The organism is Actinacidiphila polyblastidii, from assembly GCF_036353415.1.
GTDB classification, from domain to species: Bacteria; Actinomycetota; Actinomycetes; order Streptomycetales; family Streptomycetaceae; genus Actinacidiphila; species Actinacidiphila polyblastidii.
Window position 1 is genome coordinate 140,333 of record NZ_JAZEWV010000012.1, and the last position, 16,206, is coordinate 156,538.

Genomic DNA, 16,206 nt, shown 5'->3' on the forward strand with positions numbered 1-16,206 from the left:
CCCCGGTCATGATCACACCCGTACCATGGGGCACCGCCCGGAACCACCCGATGCCGGTACGACACGTACGGCTGAGTACGGCCAGCACGACCGAACGAACCGAACTGACAAAGGACAGGACCTGACGTGAACATCCGCTCCCTGACCCGAGGAGACGGCGCGGTGATCGGAGCAGCGGTGCTGCTCCTGATCGCTTCGTTCCTGCCGTTCTACAGCGTCAGTACCGAACTCGGCAGCGCCTCGCGCAACCTGTGGCACTCGGACTTCTTCCCGATATTGCCGTCGGTGACGCTCGCCGCCCTCGCCGCCGCGGCGGCGGTGCTTGTGGCGCGCTCGGGCCAGTTCGCCGGCCGCCAGCTGCTGGGACTGAGCCTTCCGCAGTGGGCCGTGGCGCTCTCGATCTTCGTGGGCTGGACGGCCGTGTGGTCGACCCTCTTCGTCAGTCCGACCGGGTACGACAAGGGCGCCGGCAACTGGCTGACGCTGATCTTCGGCCTCGCCATCGCCGTGGCGGCCCCGCTGTCCGACCGCCTCCCGGCGCTCAAGGCCCCGCTGATGGGGGCCCCGAAGCCCGCCCAGCAGCAGCCGTACGGGGTCGGCGGTGCGCAGCCGTACGGCGCCGCGCCGCAGCAGGCCGGCTACGGCTACCCGGGCGGCGCGCAGTCCGTCGACCCCGGCTACGCGCAGGGCGGCGCCGCTCCGTACGGCGCCGCCGCGCAGCCCGCCGCGGCCCAGGCGGCCGCGCCCGCCGCGGAGTTCAGCGCCTTCTGGTTCGCCGTCCCGGTGCCGCGCCCGCTGTTCGCCGAGGACGGCGCGGGCGGCCAGATCGCCGAACTCACCCCCGGCACCTGGTACCTGGCCGTCGACCAGCGCGGCCCCTCGCTGATCGCGCAGACCCAGGACGGCCGCCGCGGCCTGCTCCAGGACAGCAGCGGCATCCAGCGCGGCTGACCCGCGGCGCACGACGCGACGGCGGTGGGCCGCCCCCGAGTTCGGGGGCGGCCCACCGCCGTTTGCGGGTCCGCGGGGCGGACCGGCGGGGTCAGACCGTCTCGTCCTCGGCGGAGGCGCCGAAGGCGGTGCGCGCCAGCCAGTGGTCGAGCAGCGCGCGTTCACCGATGATCTCCAGCCGCGGGCTGTCCGGCGACAGGCGGCGCTGGAGGACCAGGAGCAGGTCGGTGAGGGTCGCGCGCAGGGCCATGTCGGCCTTGGCGTGGGTGCGGCTCCAGCGCAGCCGGTCGGGGTCGCGGACGATCAGCCACTCCGCGCCCGGCACGTCGGTGGCGTGCAGGTGCAACGTCTGCCCGGAGCCCAAGAGTTCGCGCGCCCGGGGGTCCTCGGCGACCGCGTCGGGGTCGGTGGCCAGCTCGAACCACTCGTCGAGTGCGTCGGCGGCAAGCTCCGGCGCCGGGTCGTACGGGCGCTCGGCGGCGATGGCCGCGTCGGCGCGGTGCACGACGGTCTCCATGGCCATCCGGCGCGCCCAGAAGCCGGCGTTCTGCGGCCGGGCCCAACTCCACATCGGCTGCTCGGCGCCGGCCGTGCGCAGGGCGCCGGCGAGCTTGTCCGCGCCGTCCGCGAGCCAGGCGTCGAGGGCGTCGGCGCCAGCCGCCGGCTCGTAGTCGGCGATGTGCTCGGCGTCGTCGGGCAGTTCCTCCGCGGCCCGGTCGCGGACCATCGCCTCCACCCAGCGGTGCGCCTGGCCGACGTGCACCGCGAGTCGGCCGATCGTCCAGTCGGGGCAGGTCGGCACGGTACGGGTCAGGTCCGCGCCGCGCACGGTGTCGCGCAGCAGGGCGGTCTCGTCGGTGATGGCCGCGCAGTAGCGCTCGTGGTCGAGCAGGGACATGGTCGGAGGTGCCGCCTTTTCTTGTCGAATCGAAAGCAAGTTTCAACCACCGTAGTGGGGCAAGGCGGTGGTCATGGCCAGACGGTATGGCGGTAACCCCGCCGCGGTGATCATCCTGATCGCCGCAGACATCGCTGCACTGATACTGATCCTGTGGATCCTGTTCGCCCTGCTGGACGCCAACCGGGCGAACGACCTGGTCGACTGGGTCCATCACTCCGCGAACTGGCTCTCGGGCTGGTCGCGCAACCTGTTCACACCTGACAACGACAAGTGGCGCACGGTGCTCAACTACGGTCTGCCCGCCGTGGTCTACCTGCTGATCGGCCACGCGATCGCGGGCCGGGTCAACCGCGCCTGACGGCAGACGCGCGCTTCGCCCGAGGCCGCCGTGCCTCGCTCTCAGCAGCAGCCCGGCGCCAGTCCCCCGGGCAGCCGCTCCGCCCCGAAGACCGCGGTGGTCGCCTCGTCCCCCCCGAGTGCGGCCACCGCGAGCAGCAGCGCCGCCGCGGTCCACGCGGTCCGCTCGACCGGCCAGACGGCCTTGTCGTCGTAGACGTACCCGGTCCAGTAGAGGCCGTCCTCGGCGCGCAGGTGCTGCATGTCGGCGAGGATGCGCACGGCACGGTCGGACTCGCCCACCGCCCACAGGGCGAGGGCGAGTTCGGCGCTCTCGCCGCCGGTGACCCACGGGTTGGGCGCCACGCAGCGCACGCCGAGGCCCGGCACCACGAACCGGTCCCAGCCCGCGTCGATCCGCCGCACCCCGCGCGGGCCGCGCACCGAGCCGGACAGCACCGGGTAGTACCAGTCCATCGAGTAGCGGCTCTTGTCCAGGAACCGCTCCGGGTGCTCGGCCACCGCGTGGCCCAGCGCGCCGGTCGCCAACTCCCAGTCCGGCTGCGGCTCCTCGCGGTGCTCGGCCAGGGCCAGCGCGCAGCGCAGCGCTTGGTGGACCGAGGAGCCGCCGGTGAGCAGCGCGTCGGCGACCGGCGTGCCGTCGGCCTCGCGCTTCCAGCCGATCTGCCCGCCGGGCTGCTGGAGCGCCACCACGAACTCCACGGCCGCGTGCACCACCGGCCACATGCGGTCCGCGAACGTGTCGTCGCCGGTGGCCAGATAGTGGTGCCAGACGCCGACCGCCACGTAGGCGCAGAAGTTGGACTCGCGGCCGAGGTCGGTGGGTTGCAGCGCCTCCCCGTCCTGGTACCCGGCGTACCAGGACCCGTCCGGGTTCTGGTGGCGGGCCAGCCAGTCGTAGGCGGCCTCCGCGCGCTCGTGCTCCCCTGCCGCGTCCAGCGCCATCGCCGACTCGACGTGGTCCCACGGGTCGAGGTGGTGGCCGCGGAACCACGGGATCGCGCCGTCGGTGCGCTGCACGGCGGCGACCGCGGCGACGGTCGCGACGGCCTGTTCCGCGGTGAGCACGCCCGGCAGCACGAGCCGTTCGGTACGGCCCTGTCCGCGGCCCAGCGACGTCACTTGGCCGGACCCGCGGCGTCGGCCACGGTCTCGTCCGGCGCCGGCGCGTCGGCCGGCCCGTCGAGGCGGGGCAGTTGCGGCTTGGTCGCGTACGCCACGAAGCTCTTGCCGATCAGCGGGTTCAGCGCCTGCTCGGCCAGCCGCGTGGCCAGCGGCTTCTTCATGATGTCCCACACCAGCAGCTTGTGGTAGAGCTTCACCGGCAGCGCCCGGTCGTTGTCCACGCCCACCGCGCACTTGATCCACCAGTACGGCGCGTGCAGGCCGTGCGCGTGGTGGGTGCCGTACGGCTTCAGGCCCGCTTCACGCATCCGGTCGAGGAGCTGGTCCGCCTTGTAGATGCGGATGTGGCCGCCCTCGACCTCGTGGTAGGCGTCGGAGAGCGCCCAGCAGACCTTCTCCGGGCCGTAGCGCGGCACGGTGACGGCGATGCGGCCGCCGGGGCGCAGCACCCGGACCATCTCGGCGAGCACGCCCTTGTCGTCGGGGATGTGCTCCATCACCTCGGAGATGATGACGACGTCGAAGCTCTCGTCGGGGAACGGCAGGTGGAGCGCGTCGCCCTCCATCGCGACGGCCGACGCCCCCGCCGGGGCCTCCCCCGCCTCCTTCATCGCCGCGAACCACTTGGCGACCTCGCGGATCTCCTCGCCGTTGCGGTCGACGGCGACCACCCGGGCGCCGCGCCGGTAGCACTCGAAGGCGTGCCGCCCGCCACCGCAGCCGAGGTCCAGCACGCGGTCGCCCGCGGCGAGCGGAAAACGGGTGAAGTCGACGGTCAGCATCAGCGATTGCTCCCCACACTCCCGGCCGCGCCGGGTGCCTCAACGGTCCGGGCGTCCCCCGCGGGCCCGCCCTGCACTGCCCTGTCCTGCGCTGCCCTGTCCTGTGTCGGCGCGGTCTGTGTCGGCGCGGCCCGCCCCGGCTTCGCGCCCGCGCGCGCGAGGCGTTGCGCCGCGACGGCCTCGCGGTAGTGCTCGGCGGTGGCCTGGGCGGCGCGCGCCCAGGTGAAGCGGGCGAGGATGCGGGCCCGGCCGGCGGCGGCCAGCCGGCGCCGCAGTGCGGCGTCGCCGAGCACCCGGTCCAGCGCCCGTGCCAGCGCGCCCGCGTCGCCCGGCGGCACCGCCAGGCAGGTCTCGCCGTCAGGACCGGCGACCTCCGGGATCGCGCCGCCGGTGGTGGCGACCAGTGCGGTGCCGGTGGCCATGGCCTCGGCCGCGGGCAGCGAGAAGCCCTCGTAGAGCGAGGGCACGCAGGCCGCTTCCGCGCTGCGGATCAGGTCGACCAGTTCGGCGTCGGAGATGCCCTTGACGAAGGTGACGGCGTCCTCCAGCCCGAAGGCGGTGACGGCCTCGGCGACCGGGCCCTTCTCGGGCCGCTTGCCGACCACGACGAGGTGGGCCTCGGGCCGCCGGGTGCGCAGCTTGGCGAGCGCCTCGACGAGGAAGACCAGGCCCTTGAGCGGCACGTCGGCGCTGGAGGTGGTGACGATCCGGCCGGGCACCTCGGGCACCGAGGGGTCGGGCGAGAAGAGCCGCGTGTCCGCGCCGATCGGCACCGTGTGGATGCGCTGCGGCAGCACGCCCAGGTCCTCGATGATCTCGTCGCGGGAGGAACCGGACACGGTCAGCACCGACGGTAGCCGCCGGGCGACCCGCTTCTGCATCTGCGTGAACCCGTACCACCGGCGCACCGACAGCCGGCGCTTCCAGTCCTGCGCGGCGGACAGCTCCAGCCGCCGGTCCACGGTGATCGGGTGGTGGATCGTGGTGACCAGCGGCAGGCCGAGGCCGAGCAGCCCGTAGCCGAGCGTCTGGTTGTCGTGCACGACGTCGAAGTCGGCGCGCCGGGCGGCGAGATGGCGGCGGGCGCGCAGGCTGAAGGTGAGCGGCTCGGGGAAGCCGCCGGTCCACATGGTGGCGACCTCCAGCGCGTCGACCCAGTCGCGGTACTCCCCGCGGGTCGGGGTGCGGAAGGGGTCCGGCTGCCGGTAGAGGTCCAGGCTCGGCAGTTCGGTGAGCGTGACGCCTTCACCGACCGCGTCCAGCACGGGGTAGGGCTGCGCGCCGATCACCTCGACGCGGTGGCCGAGCGCGGCCAGCTCACGGGACAGGTGGCGCACGTACACGCCCTGGCCGCCGCAGAAGGGGTTGCCCTTGTAGGTGAGCAGCGCGATCCGTAGCGGCCTGGCCTGTGAGGTCACTCCGGCCCCCTTCGTGCCTGCGATTGAGCCGGAGCGTAACCGGTCGCGCTAATCTAGAACAAGTTTCAGACTCGATGGTACAGAACGGGAATCCACCGGCCGCCGCACGGTCCTCGCGGCTCCCACCGGGTGATTCGCAGCACGGCACCCGCCTGCCATCATGCACACAGGGCGGGGCCGGGCGCGCGCCGCGCGGCGCGGGCGGCGCGGGCATCCCGGTGACGGCGAAGGGCGGGCGGCACGCGATGGAGCACACGGCTACGGGCCCGGCGTCGTCCCCCGGCGCGAAGTCCGCCGAGGCCAGGCCGTCGCCGCTGCCGCTCACCGAGCGGCAGGAGGCCAGGCGGCGCCGGATCCTGGCCGCGAGCACCACGCTCGCCTGCGGCGGCGGCTTCGACGCGGTGCAGATGCGGGAGGTCGCGGAGTCCTCAGGGGTCGCCCTCGGCACCCTCTACCGGTACTTCCCCTCCAAGATCCACCTGCTGGTCGCCACCATGGAGGACCAGCTGGCCCTGCTGCACGAGGCGCTGCGGCAGCGGCCGCCGGCCGCCACCGCGCCCTCCGAGCGGGTCGCCGAGACGTTGCTGCGGGCCTTCCGCGGGCTGCAGCGCGAGCCGCAGCTCGCCGACGCGATGGTCCGCGCGCTGATCTTCGCGGACCGCTCGGTGAGCGCCGAGGTCGACACGGTGTCCCGGCTGACCACCACGATCATCGTGGACGCGATGGATCTGCCGGACGGCCCCGACGCCCGGCAGCTGTCGGCCGTACGGGTGATCGAGCACACCTGGCACGCGACGCTCGTCGCCTGGCTGTCGGGCCGCGCCACGGTCGCGCAGGTCAGGCAGGACATCAGGACCGCGTCCCGGCTGCTGGACTGACCCCGGCCGGGCAGGGCCGAACCGCACGCCCGCCGGGGCACTCGCCCGTACGAGCGAGCGTGCGCGGGTGCGGCGCGCGCCCCGGAGCCTCCAACGGGGCGCCGAATGCTCCCGCTTGGCCGGTTTTGACCACCCTGCCGTCGGATTGCCCGGGTAGGAATGGGATCGCGCCGCCGCCGGGGGGTCGCGTACGCCCGCAGGCCGCACGGGAGCAGCCTTGCCGCGGGCGATGACGAGCACGACGGGGACGACGCGAGGGAGTGGCAACAGTGATACGCGTACTGGTGGCTCACGACACCTATCTGCTGCGGTCGGCACTGGCCGCGCTGCTGAGGAGGGAGTCGGACTTCGAGGTGGCGGACGCCGGGTGGCCGCAGGCGGGTGAGGCCGCCCGGTCGTTGGACCCGCATGTGCGGGTGGTCGACGCGGACTGTCCGGGCTGGCGCGAACGTTCAGGGGCGTTCGCGGCGGGCGACGGGTCGTCCGGCGCGCTGGTGGTGCTCACCGGTGGCGGGAAGCCGGGGAACGTCAGACGGGCCTACGAGGCGCAGGCCCTCGGCTTCGTGAACAAGGACCGCTCGCCCGACCGGCTGCCCGCCGCGGTGCGCCAGGCGGCCCAGGGGAAACGGTTCGTCGACGAGTCGCTGGCGATGGAGTTCCTCCAGGCGGCGGACATGCCGCTGACCCGGCGCGAGTTGAGCGTCCTGTCACTCAGCGCCGAGGGGGCGTCCGTCACCGAGATCGCCCGCGACCTCCACCTGAGCAACGGCACGGTGCGCAACTACCTGGCCGCGATCACCCGCAAGACCGGCGCGCGCAACCGGGTCGACGCCATACGGATCTCCCAGGTCGCCGGCTGGGTGTGAGGTGTCCGCGGCCGGTTCTGCGGCCGCCGCCGGTGGGCCGCCGGACGGGGCCGCGCCGTCGGTCCAGTTGCCGGCCAGGTCGCGGTAGAGGGCGGAGCGCGACGGCAGGTCGCGGTGGGTGCCGCACACCGCGTGGGTGCCGTCGAGGACGAGGACCCGGTCCGCGCGCAGCGCGGAGCTGATCCGGTGCGCGATCACCACGAGGGTCCCGCCGGGGCGTGCCGCGAAGGCCGCCTCGGCGGCGGCCTCGGCGGCCGGGTCGAGGTGGCAGGTGGCCTCGTCGAGCAGCACCAGGCCGGCCGGGGAGAGGTAGGTGCGGGCCAGGGCGAGCAGTTGGCGCTCCCCCGCGGACAGCGCGCCCGGGTCGACCTCCGCGTCGAGGCCGCCGAGCGCCGCGACCAGCCGGCCGGCGCCGACCGCGTCCGCCGCGGCCAGCACCTCGGCGTCCGCCGGTGCCTCGGGCGCCTCGGGCCGCAGGTAGCGGAGGTTCTCGCCGACCGAGCCGCGGAAGACGTACGCCTCCTGCGGGACCAGCGCAGGCGGCCCTGCGGTGCGTACGGTGCCCGCGCCGGGGGCCAGCGTCCCGGCGGCCAGCCCGGCGAGCGTCGACTTGCCGATGCCGCTCGGGCCGACCACCGCCAGGTGCTCGCCCACCGGGACCCGCAGGTCCAGGTCGCGCAGCACCGGCAGCGCGCCTGGCCCGTATCCGAAGGTGACGCCGCGCAGTTCGAGCGCGACGCCCGGCGCCGCGGCGGCGGGCTCCGCGGGACGCGGCGCCGGGACGCGGCCGGCGTCCGGGCCGTTGACGCGGTCCAGGACGACGCCGAGGCGGCTGCCGGTGACGCTGAGGGTGTGCACGAGGCTCTGCAGGGCGGGCTGGACGGACTGCGTCAGGTAGGCGAGCGCCCCCAGCAGCGCGCCGGGGGTGACCCGGTGGGTGGAGAGCAGCCAGGGACCGGCCACCAGCAGCAGCACGACCGGCAGTTGGCCGCCGACCGCGAGGGCCGCGGACCGTGCCGCGCCCCAACGGGCCAGTGCCGTGGCCGTGTCGGCGCCGGCCTGGATACGGGCGTCCGCGCGGACGGTCATCGGCTGCTCGGCGCCGCAGGCGGTGATGTCGCGCAACCCCGCGGCGAGCGAGCCGAGTTCGGCGGCGAGCGCCTCGTCCGCGGCGAGCGCGCGGTGCTGGCGGCGGGCCAGCGGGCGCAGCGCGGCCGTGAACAGGGCGATGCCGGCGGCGAGCGGCACCACGACGAACAGCAGCAGCACCGGGGCCAGCGCGGCCATGCCGGCGAGGGCGCCGGCCGCGGTGAACACGAAGGAGCGCAGCACCAGGACGAGGCCGCCGAAGGCGTCGCGGGCGATCTCCACCTGGTGGGTCAGCCGGGACACCGCGGCCGGCGGGTCGCCCTCGCCGCGCAGCCCGCGCCGCACCACCCGGGTGACGAGCAGGTCCCGCAGCGGTTCGACCACGTCGGCAAGCGCCCGGAAGACCCGCGCGGTGCCGTAGGCGCCGACCGGCACGGCCGCCGCGGCCAGCGCGAGCCAGCCCGCGCCCACCGCCGTCCGGCCGCGCAGGAACCCGTCGTCCAGTGCGCGGGCGGGCGCGTACCCGCCGAGGAAGGTCTGCGCGGCCTCCAGCACCGACCACAGCGCCAGCACCCCCAGCGCGGCCCGGCGCTCCCACAGGTATCCGCGGAGCTCACCCACGCCCCCGCACCTCCTCCGGCGCGTCGGGCCGCTCCGCCGCCGGGGCGAACAGCGCGCGGTACGCCGGGTCGGCCCACAGCGCCGCGTGCGGGGCGGCCGCCCGGACCCGGCCTGCGTCGAGCCAGACGACGAGGTCGGCGCGGGCCGCGGTGGTCGCGCGGTGGGTGGTGAGCAGCCGGGTGCGGGTCGCGTGGCCGGTCAGCAGGGCGCGGGCGACGTGGAGTTCGGTGACGGTGTCCAGGCTGGAGGTGGCGTCGTCGAGCACCAGCAGCCGTCCGGGCCGGGCGAACGCCCGTGCCAGGCCCAGCCGTTGGGTCTCGCCGCCGGACAGCGGGGCCGCCGCGCGGAGCGTGCCGTAGCCGCCGGGCAGCAGCCGTACGAAGGTGTCCGCGCCGGCCGCGCCGGCCGCCGCCGCGGTCGCCTCCGGGGGCGCCGGGCGCGGGCCGAACCCGATCGCGTCGCCGACGGTGTCGCCGAGCAGCACCGGCCGTTCGAAGGCGTAGGAGACCGCGTCGCGCAGCGCGGCGCGGCTCAGCGACGGCAGCGGGCGGCCGTCGAGCAGCACCGTGCCGGCGTCGGGGTCGCGGAGCCGGCCGGCCAGCGCCGCCAGCACGGACTTGCCCGCCCCGGAGCGGCCGACCACGGCCACGCACGTCCCGCCCGGCACCGTCAGGTCGACCCGGTCCAGCACGGTCACGCCGTCGCGCACCACGCTGACGCCGCGCAGCTCCAGCGTGCCCGGCCCGTCCGCGGGCAGCTCCCGGTCGCCGTGGGCCGGCGCGGGCGCCGCCAGCACCGCGGCCAGCCGCCGGGCCGCGGCGCGCCCGCGGACCAGCCCCGCCAACTGCCCGACGACCATGCCGATGCCCGCGGCGAGCAGCGCGTAGCGGGAGGCGGCGAGGAGGTCGCCGACGCTGATCGCGCCCTGGGCGAGCCGCAGTCCGCCGACGGCGAGCACGGTGATCTGGAGCAGCGGCACCAGCACCGCGGCCTGCGCGGTGGCGCGGCCCTGCACCCGCCACATCCGGCGTCCCTGGAAGGAGAGTTCGGCCAGCGGCCGCAGCACCCGGGCCTGCTCGCGGTCCCAGCTGCGGGCCGCGTCGATGGTGCGGGCGCCGCCCAGCGCGTCGACGAACCGGGCGGCGATCCGGCCCTGCGCGTCCTGGTAGCGGGTGATGCTGTCGGACGACGCGCGGGCGAAACTCCGTACCAGCAGCACGAGAAGAGGCGCGCCGGCGAGGAACGCCACGGCGAGCCAGGGGTCGGTGAGCCCGAGGGCGACGACTCCGCCCAGGGGTCCCGCGAGCGTCGCGGGCAGCGCGGCCGCGGCGGCGGGGGCGGCTGCCGCGTCGGCGGCGTTGCCGACCAGCCGGGTGACGAGGTCGCCCGCGCCGTCGGTGACCGCGGGCGGTCCCGCGGCGAGCACGTGCCGCACGGCCCGCCGCCGCAGCCCCGCGGTGACGGCCGCGGTGGTGGTCGCGCCCAGCACGTCGGCGGCCGCGCCGACCAGCACCTGGCCGGTGACGGTCGCCGCGCACAGCGCGACCCAGCCGCCGGCCGGGCGGCCGCGCAGCAGCAGGTCGAGGGTGTGGCCGAGGGCGGCCGGCAGGGCGAGCGCGAGGCCGGTGCCGGCCAGGGCGAGGACGGCGAGCACGGTGAGCCGGACGGGGCTGCGCCGCGCCGCCTCGACGAGCACGCGGTCCCCGGTGGCCGTGGTCACCGCCATGCTGGATTCCTCCACCGGAAGCGTCGGGGCGCGACACGGGGCCGCGCCGGGGGAAGGGCGCCCCGGCCGCGCACCGCGAGGCGCGCGACCGGGGCAGGGGCTGGGCACGGCGGGCGGGCCCCGCCCGGACGTCTCCGGGCGGAGACCGCAGGGCCGGGCGGGCATGGCCCTGCGGTCCCGCCGTCACCGGCGGAGTCAGAGACAGACGAGGAAGCTGACCGAGCTGATGCAGCCGATCAGGCTGAGCGAGCTCCCGGCGACCGCGGGGTGGTTGCCCTCGTCGGTGTCCAGGTTCTGCAGGTCGAGAAGCGCCATGACATGTCCTTTCGATGGGAGCGGGATGGTGCACGGCTCCGGTCTCACGCGACCGGGGCCGGGTCTGTGGGCCGCCGCGGGGGCGGCGGGAGGAAGGGCAGCCGGGCCCCGGCGCCGCCGGCCGAGGCGAGCGCCAGCAGGCAGCCGGCGGTGCCGGTGGCGAGGTCCATGGACAGCCGCATCATCTGGTTGCCGGGGAAGGCGAGGCCGCCGGCGTAGTCCATGCCGTACCAGCCGAGCGCGCCGATCTGCGCGGCGAGCGCGCCGTCCGGCACGCCGGGGGCGGTCGTGCGGGCGAGGTGCAGGACCATCCCGGCCCGGCCGGCGAGGAGCCCCGGCTGCGCGTACAGCCGCGAGGTGGCGGCCCGGACGATCGCGGCCCGCGCCTCCTCGAAGCCGGCGGTGTGCGGGCCGTGCGGGGCGAGGCCGAGGTGGTCGTCGAGGACCAGGCCGAGGCCCGCGCTGCCGTCGCCGAGGTACGGCATGGTGCGCCACCCCTCGTCGACCTCCAGCGCGCCGCTGGCGGTGCGCACGCACGCGTCGAGGTCGGTGCGCAGCGCGGCGGCCGCGTGGTCGAGCAGTTCGGGCGCGCCGGTCCGCTCGTACAGCCGCAGGAAGAGCAGCGCGGGGCCGGTCGCGCCGCGCATCAGGCCGGCCCTGCGGCGGCCGCCGGAGTCGCCCTGCCGGGCGGTGGCCAGGCGTCCTGCGACGATGCCGGCCGCTTCCAGGGCCCGTTCGCGCAGGTCGCTCTCGCCGGTGGTGTGCGCGAGGTGGTCGAGGACCAGCCCGATCCCGGCGAGGCCGCCGGACAGGTCGGAGGCGAGCCGCTGCCAGTGCTCGGCGAGCAGCGTGCGGATCAGCCCGAGCGCCCGCTCGGAGTGGCCGAGCAGGTCCAGCACGTACGCGACGCCGGCGACGCCGTCGTACAGGCCGAGCGGGGTGCCGTTGACCGGCCGCTCGGTCCGGTCGAGCAGCCAGCGCTCGCCGGCCTCGTGGCGCGGCAGCCCGGCCTGCTCGAAGGCGTAGAGGACGCCGGCCGCACCGTGGGCGATGCCGAGCCCGCCGCCCTCGGAGAACTGGGTGATGTCCCCGGGGTACAGCCGGTCCTCGCGCCCGGGGGTCGCCGAGGCGAGGATCGCCTCGGCCATCGAGTCCCGCGCGGCCGGCCAGTCCGCCGGCTCGGCCGGCAGCCGGCTGCCGCGCACGGCTCCCGCGGAGCCGCCGCCGACGGCGGACGACGCGGAGGCCCTGGGGGCGGTGGCGCCCGGCGCGGCGCCTTCGGGCGGGGAGGTGGGCGGTGGGGCCGAGTGGTCGCGGGTGATCTCGCGGACCGCCTCCGCCAGGAAGTCGCGCGGCACCGGGAACTCCGCCGCGATCACCTCGGCGAGGTGGGCGGCCTTCGCCCGGTCGATCGCGAGCAGGGTGGTGACCGGCAGGAAGAGCGCGAGCCGCAGGCACGCCAGGGCGTAGCGGTCGACGTCGGCGCCCCGGCAGTCCCGTGGGGCGACGAAGCCGGGGTGCGCCACCGACTGGCGGGCGTCCTCGGAGACCGGGGCGGCCGCCTCGAAGTCGAGCAGGGAGACGGTCTCCTCGTCGGGGGCGACCATGATGTTGAACATGTGCAGGTCGTTGAAGGCGATCCCGCGCGAGTGCACCGCGGCCACCGCCTTCTCCACGCCCTCGTGGATGCGCAGCGCCCACCGGGTGTACTCGGCCACGGCCGCCGGGTCGGGGTCGGGGGTGAGCAGCGGGTGGCGGCGCGCGAAGAAGGAGTTGAGCGGCTTGCCCGGCACGAAGTCCATCACCAGGAAGCGGTGGTCGTCCACCGTGAACCAGTCCCTGACCTCGGGGGCGACGCCGAGGCCGGACAGCCGCAGCAGCGCGTCGCGTTCACGTTCCAGCCGGGCCACCGCGTCGGCGCCGTCGGAGGCGAGGCCGGCCAGCGGCCTGCCCTCCTTGAGCACGACCCGCTCGCCGGTCCTGCTGTCGGTGCCGGCGTACACGCCGCCGCCGTTGGAGAAGTGGAGGGCCTTGTCGATGCGGTAGGGCAGTTCGGCCACCGTCGTGGCGTTGCGCGCGTCGAGGTGCGGCTGCAGGAAACCGGGCAGCGTCACCCACGCCGGGACGTGGAACGCCGGCGACCTGTCGTCGGGAACCAGCCGCCCGGCGCCGTCCTCGACGGCGGGCACGAGGGTGCCGTGCGGCCCGACGCAGTACCGCTTGGCGAAGGCGCCGTAGCGCACGTACAGCGGGCCGCGCCGCCACCGCAGGTCGGTGAGGATGTACGGTCCCGGCTCCCCGTCGAGGAGTTCGCCGAGTTCTTCGAGGACGACCCGCAGCCGGCCCTCGTCGGCCGGATAGACGGTGACGAACTTCCCGCTGGTGTCCCGCCCGGCGTATTTCGAATTGCGCAGGTGCAGCAATTGCGGTCCCGGCACGAACTTGAACGGGATTCCCCGCGGAACGCAGTAGTCCCAGACTTTCGCGGCGACCTTGTCGGCGTTCCCGAGTCCGGCCGACACGTGGATCTTCCAGCCCTGCGCGGGATAGGCGTCGGGACCGGACGGCGGGTCGACGTGCAGCCAGTCGCCGTTGCGCAGGGTGCGCCAGCCGGGCGGCACCTCGCGCCCCGCGGTCTCGAACCGCGGTCCCCCGCCGGCCGTTTCGCCGGCCGTTTCGCCGGCCTTTCCGGCCTGTTGCGCCGCGTCGGCTCCTGACGGCGCGGAGAACCGGTCGAGGCTTTCGTAGAAGAAGCGGTCGACCAGACAGAAAGCCTCGTACCGGTTGTCCATCTATCCCCCTCGGATGGCGACGGAATGAGAGTCACACGCAACCGCGTGGCGGCAGAAGTCACCGATGTCACCTCGTGGCCGTGCAGAACGCACCGGCGGCCGCAGCCGGACCGGCCCGCGGCCGGCGACTGCGCTTCCCGGGCCGACCCGTGATAACCAGTGGGCCTGCGCAACCACCTCTGCGCACACGGGAGTTGACTGTCGGCGTACGCTCTGCCAGAGAAGGCGTTATGGGGCAATAGTGCCCCTCTGCAACATTGTCTCCGGAATTTCCAGAAACGATCTGGACCCCGCGAGAGCGGAACGGCAGACTCGGAACCACCATCAAGAAGGGACACCATGCCGCTCAGAAGCACCGCAACCGCCCGCCAGGAGCGCCTCGGTGCGGAGCTGCGGAAAATGCGGGAGGCGGCGGGCATCACCGCCCGCGACACCGCGCGGCTGCTCGGCACCGACCCGGCCAAGGTGAGCCACATCGAGGCCGGCAGGCTCGGCGTCAGCGAGGAGCGGTTACGCAGGCTCGCCGCGTTCTACGAGTGCGGGGACACGGCGCTCATCGACGCGCTCGTGGCGATGGCCAACGGCCAGGGTCGCAAGGGCTGGTGGGAGACCTACCGGGGCGTGGTGCCGGCCGCGCTCCTGGACGTCGCCGAACTCGAACACCACGCGGCGCACTTGAGGACCATTCAGATCACCCACATCCCCGGCGTGTTCCAGACCGAGGACTACACCCGCACCGTCTTCGGCTACGCCATCCCCCCGCTCCCCGAGAACGAGCTCGAGGCGCGGGTGGCACAGCGGCTGGAACGCTCAGGCGTCCTCTACCGGGACGCCGCACCGCCGTACGAGGCGCTGGTCCACGAGGCCGCGCTGCGCATGCGGTTCGGTGGCGGCAAGGTGGCGCAGGCGCAACTGGAGCACATCCAGGAGCTGAGCCACCTGCCGCACATAAGCGTGCGCGTCATCCCGTTCGCCGCGGACGGGCACATCGGCTCCGGCCACGCGATGCTCTACGCGAGCGGACCCGTGCGCCCCCTCGACACCGTGCAGATCGACTCGGCCCACGGGATCAGCTTCCTGCACGCGGCGCCGCACCTGGCCAACTACCGCGTCCTGTACGACACCCTCGCGGAGGTGGCTCTGGACCGCGCCCGGTCCCGTGAATTCATCCACAGCATCTCCAGAGACCTCTGAAAGGCACCGGCCATGACCGCGCCCCTGATTTGGCAGAAGTCCACGTACTCGCAGGAGCAGGGCGAGTGCGTCGAGCTGACCGCACACCGGGGCGCGGTCCTGCTCCGGGAAAGCGACAACCCGGCGGTGGTCCTGACGACGACACGCCAGGATCTCGCGCGTTTCCTCCAGGTCATCAAGGTCGGGACGGGCGGAACACGGGCGTCCCGCCCCTGAGGGGGGCGGGACCACGACCAGGGCGGCCTTCGGGCCGCCGGCTCTCCTTGCGCCGATCCGCGCGCCGGTGCTCGCGCTGACCCTTGCGCCGATCCGCGCACCGAGCTTCGCCCCGGCGACGCCTGCGCCGCCGGCCGCCCGTCAGCGGGGCTTGCGGGCGGCGGCGAGCGGGGCGAAGCGGGCGGCGAGTGGGGTACGCCGGGGCCGGGCGTCGCCGTCCTGCGCGGCCTCGGGGTCCGTGAAGCCGTGGGGGTCCGCGTCGTCGCGGTCCGCGGAGCCGTCGGCGCCGGCGTCGCTCCCGGCGTCGGCGTCCGTCCCGCGGGACGGCTCGGGGCGGGTCCGCGCTGCGGCATCGGAGGCCCCGGCGGGCTCGGAGGTCGCGGCGATCCCGGCGGTCCCGGCGGCGGAGCCCAGCAGCTCGTCGAACAGGCCGCGGGCGGCGACCAGCGCCCTGCGCAGGTCCTCGGTGGCCCGGCGGCCGCCGGCGCCGGCGTGGTCGGCCAGCGCGTGGGCCTGGCGGTAGCCCTGGACCGGGTGCGGGTGGTGCACCGAGAGCGCGTCGAAGTGCTCGTCCGAGCCGGCGGCGGGGAAGCCGCGCTCGGCGGCGAGGCCGCCGATCAGCCGGTCGGCCTCGCCGACCGCGGCCGCCGGCTCGTCGACGAACCGCCCCTGGACCGCCTGCCACCGCAGCTCGTACCGCTCCCGGCTCCCAGGGTCCAGCGGGCGCCGTTCGAGGGCGCCGTACTTCCTGACGCGTTCGGTCAGCTCCTCGCGCGTCGCCCTGTCGTCGCCGTCGTGGCGGGCCAGCGTGCGCTCGTACTCGGGGCCGAACCTTCGTCTGAGCCGGCCGCCTCCGCTGTCGTGGATCAGCGTGAACGCAGCGATGACCGCCGCGATCACGAGCACGGCGGCGAGGGCCAGGACCGCACCTGTGGACATGACGTGCCTCCCGTCTCTCCACTTCCTGCACCTCGC

Annotated in this window: 14 protein-coding genes and 1 pseudogene; 6 read left to right on the top strand and 9 right to left on the bottom strand. The window is 75.2% G+C overall.

What is annotated here, in order from left to right; translation table 11 throughout:
• The first annotated feature begins 126 nt into the window (after window positions 1-126).
• Window positions 127-951 (top strand): hypothetical protein, encoded by an 825-nt coding sequence (locus tag V2S66_RS17290; protein WP_330796400.1) that lies wholly within the window; start codon window positions 127-129, stop codon window positions 949-951.
• A 91-nt stretch (window positions 952-1,042) separates the two neighbouring features.
• Here the strand turns inward: V2S66_RS17290 and V2S66_RS17295 are convergent, their stop codons facing one another.
• Entirely contained in the window at window positions 1,043-1,849 is an 807-nt protein-coding gene (locus V2S66_RS17295) for a maleylpyruvate isomerase N-terminal domain-containing protein (RefSeq protein WP_330796401.1), read from the bottom strand.
• 73 nt (window positions 1,850-1,922) lie between these two features.
• Here V2S66_RS17295 and V2S66_RS17300 point away from each other — a divergent pair, with 73 nt between their 5' ends.
• Window positions 1,923-2,210, top strand: coding sequence for a hypothetical protein (locus tag V2S66_RS17300; RefSeq protein WP_330796403.1), 288 nt, complete (start codon window positions 1,923-1,925; stop codon window positions 2,208-2,210).
• Window positions 2,211-2,251: 41 nt separating this feature from the next.
• Here V2S66_RS17300 and V2S66_RS17305 read toward each other — a convergent pair whose 3' ends face one another.
• The 3 genes from V2S66_RS17305 to V2S66_RS17315 are packed head-to-tail and all read right to left on the bottom strand — an operon-like array spanning window position 2,252 to window position 5,534.
• Window positions 2,252-3,331, bottom strand: coding sequence for a prenyltransferase/squalene oxidase repeat-containing protein (locus V2S66_RS17305; protein ID WP_330796405.1), 1,080 nt, complete (start codon window positions 3,329-3,331; stop codon window positions 2,252-2,254).
• Complete coding sequence (locus tag V2S66_RS17310) at window positions 3,328-4,116, bottom strand: class I SAM-dependent methyltransferase (RefSeq protein WP_330796407.1); 789 nt, start codon at window positions 4,114-4,116, stop codon at window positions 3,328-3,330. The genes V2S66_RS17305 and V2S66_RS17310 overlap by 4 nt, the downstream gene beginning before the upstream one ends.
• Window positions 4,116-5,534, bottom strand: coding sequence for a glycosyltransferase family 4 protein (locus V2S66_RS17315; RefSeq protein ID WP_330796408.1), 1,419 nt, complete (start codon window positions 5,532-5,534; stop codon window positions 4,116-4,118). The genes V2S66_RS17310 and V2S66_RS17315 overlap by 1 nt, the downstream gene beginning before the upstream one ends.
• Window positions 5,535-5,779: 245 nt before the next feature.
• On the opposite strand from V2S66_RS17315, the gene V2S66_RS17320 reads away from it, so the two are divergent.
• Window positions 5,780-6,412, top strand: a complete 633-nt coding sequence (locus V2S66_RS17320; protein WP_330796410.1) for a TetR family transcriptional regulator — start codon at window positions 5,780-5,782, stop codon at window positions 6,410-6,412.
• Window positions 6,413-6,681: 269 nt separating this feature from the next.
• Window positions 6,682-7,278: a response regulator transcription factor gene (locus tag V2S66_RS17325; protein ID WP_330796411.1), complete on the top strand. Its 597-nt coding sequence runs from the start codon at window positions 6,682-6,684 to the stop codon at window positions 7,276-7,278.
• Window positions 7,279-7,608: 330 nt separating this feature from the next.
• On the opposite strand, the pseudogene V2S66_RS17330 reads toward V2S66_RS17325, so the two are convergent.
• From V2S66_RS17330 to lanKC, 4 genes and pseudogenes are all read right to left on the bottom strand, one after another.
• Window positions 7,609-8,565 (bottom strand): annotated as a pseudogene (locus V2S66_RS17330) (ATP-binding cassette domain-containing protein); the annotation flags it as partial.
• A 415-nt stretch (window positions 8,566-8,980) separates the two neighbouring features.
• Entirely contained in the window at window positions 8,981-10,714 is a 1,734-nt protein-coding gene (locus tag V2S66_RS17335; RefSeq protein WP_330796413.1) for an ABC transporter ATP-binding protein, read from the bottom strand.
• Between the two features lie 195 nt (window positions 10,715-10,909).
• Window positions 10,910-11,029: a SapB/AmfS family lanthipeptide gene (locus tag V2S66_RS17340; protein WP_330796415.1), complete on the bottom strand. Its 120-nt coding sequence runs from the start codon at window positions 11,027-11,029 to the stop codon at window positions 10,910-10,912.
• Between the two features lie 44 nt (window positions 11,030-11,073).
• Complete coding sequence (gene lanKC, locus V2S66_RS17345) at window positions 11,074-13,821, bottom strand: class III lanthionine synthetase LanKC (protein ID WP_330796417.1); 2,748 nt, start codon at window positions 13,819-13,821, stop codon at window positions 11,074-11,076.
• A 339-nt stretch (window positions 13,822-14,160) separates the two neighbouring features.
• On the opposite strand from lanKC, the gene V2S66_RS17350 reads away from it, so the two are divergent.
• Window positions 14,161-15,015, top strand: coding sequence for a helix-turn-helix domain-containing protein (locus V2S66_RS17350; protein WP_330796419.1), 855 nt, complete (start codon window positions 14,161-14,163; stop codon window positions 15,013-15,015).
• Window positions 15,016-15,027: 12 nt separating this feature from the next.
• Complete coding sequence (locus V2S66_RS17355) at window positions 15,028-15,231, top strand: DUF397 domain-containing protein (protein WP_330796421.1); 204 nt, start codon at window positions 15,028-15,030, stop codon at window positions 15,229-15,231.
• A gap of 141 nt (window positions 15,232-15,372) precedes the next feature.
• Here V2S66_RS17355 and V2S66_RS17360 read toward each other — a convergent pair whose 3' ends face one another.
• Window positions 15,373-16,170: a hypothetical protein gene (locus V2S66_RS17360; protein WP_330796423.1), complete on the bottom strand. Its 798-nt coding sequence runs from the start codon at window positions 16,168-16,170 to the stop codon at window positions 15,373-15,375.
• Window positions 16,171-16,206: the final 36 nt, after the last annotated feature.

Coding starts and splice junctions, on each gene's coding strand:
- V2S66_RS17295 (WP_330796401.1), bottom strand. CDS start 1,849: ATGTCCCTGCTCGACCACGAGCGCTACTGCGCGGCCATCACCGACGAG.
- V2S66_RS17300 (WP_330796403.1), top strand. CDS start 1,923: ATGGCCAGACGGTATGGCGGTAACCCCGCCGCGGTGATCATCCTGATC.
- V2S66_RS17310 (WP_330796407.1), bottom strand. CDS start 4,116: ATGCTGACCGTCGACTTCACCCGTTTTCCGCTCGCCGCGGGCGACCGC.
- V2S66_RS17320 (WP_330796410.1), top strand. CDS start 5,780: ATGGAGCACACGGCTACGGGCCCGGCGTCGTCCCCCGGCGCGAAGTCC.
- V2S66_RS17335 (WP_330796413.1), bottom strand. CDS start 10,714: ATGGCGGTGACCACGGCCACCGGGGACCGCGTGCTCGTCGAGGCGGCG.
- V2S66_RS17340 (WP_330796415.1), bottom strand. CDS start 11,029: ATGGCGCTTCTCGACCTGCAGAACCTGGACACCGACGAGGGCAACCAC.
- lanKC (WP_330796417.1), bottom strand. CDS start 13,821: ATGGACAACCGGTACGAGGCTTTCTGTCTGGTCGACCGCTTCTTCTAC.
- V2S66_RS17350 (WP_330796419.1), top strand. CDS start 14,161: ATGCCGCTCAGAAGCACCGCAACCGCCCGCCAGGAGCGCCTCGGTGCG.
- V2S66_RS17355 (WP_330796421.1), top strand. CDS start 15,028: ATGACCGCGCCCCTGATTTGGCAGAAGTCCACGTACTCGCAGGAGCAG.
- V2S66_RS17360 (WP_330796423.1), bottom strand. CDS start 16,170: ATGTCCACAGGTGCGGTCCTGGCCCTCGCCGCCGTGCTCGTGATCGCG.